Annotated in this window: 1 protein-coding gene; it reads left to right on the forward strand. The window is 67.6% G+C overall.

Going from position 1 to position 1,045, the window contains the following annotated elements; translation table 11 throughout:
• The coding region (locus AC1DLO_RS22470; RefSeq protein ID WP_476891880.1) for an HNH endonuclease at positions 1–780 on the forward strand (780 nt) is incomplete at its 5' end.
• Positions 781–1,045 lie beyond the last annotated feature (265 nt).

Raw genomic sequence — 1,045 nt, forward strand, 5'->3', positions numbered from 1 at the left:
CCCGTCGCGCAGGGCGTGGCCGTGCACGCGGCCCTGTCCCGGCACGCCGACACCCTCCGCTCCTCTTCCGGGGAAACCCGGTCCCGGGCCCAGATCATGGCCGACACCCTCGTCGAACGCACCACCGGCACCCCCGGCGGAATCAGCGGGGTGGAGGTCCAGCTCGTCATGACCGACCGGACCCTGTTCCAGGGCGATGCCGAACCGGCACGCCTGCCCGGCTACGGCATCGTCCCCGCCGCCTGGGCCAGGACACTGCTCACCGCGAACAACCACCACCAAACCCAGCCCGGCCAAACCGGACAGGCCCAGGACCTCAAGGTCTGGCTCCGGCGCCTCTACACCGCCCCCGGAACCGGGGAGCTCGTCGCCGCCGACTCCCGGGCGCGGCTGTTCCCCGCCGGGCTGCGCCGCTTCATCCAAGCCCGCGACGACACCTGCCGCACACCATACTGCGACGCACCCATCAGACACATCGACCACATCGTCCCCTGGCACGACGGCGGCACCACCAGCCAGGCCAACGGAGCAGGCCTGTGCGAAGCCTGCAACCACACCAAAGAACTCAACGACTGGACAGCACAAACCCGGACAACACAAACCCACCCCGGGAGACGCCATGTCCTCGAAATCCGCACCCCCACAGGACACCACTACCAGTCAACAGCCCCGCCCCCGCCCGGAACGCACTTGAACGGAGACCCGCCCGTCATGGCGGCACACTATTTCGGAGACCTGCACTACCGGCGCGACCGACGCGAACTACGACAACCGGCCTAGGCACGCAAACACGCCCGCCACACCGCGGAGGGCGGTGGCGTCCGGCAGCACGCGTCTAACAACGAAGGAGCGAGCATGCAGAGGAACGCGCACATCGCCGCTGTACGAAGCGCCGCGGGACTGTCTGAATAACGGTGTGTGAGGTCCGGCCTGATCCGAAAGGAGACGGCCGTGTCAGAGTCCACGACCGCAATGACAGGGGTGATGATCGATCCTGTGACGGGAGAGATCATCGATCAGAAGGAGCTTGCGGAGCGGTTGCTCG

The sequence above is a fragment of the Arthrobacter sp. 01T419 genome (assembly GCF_056398865.1).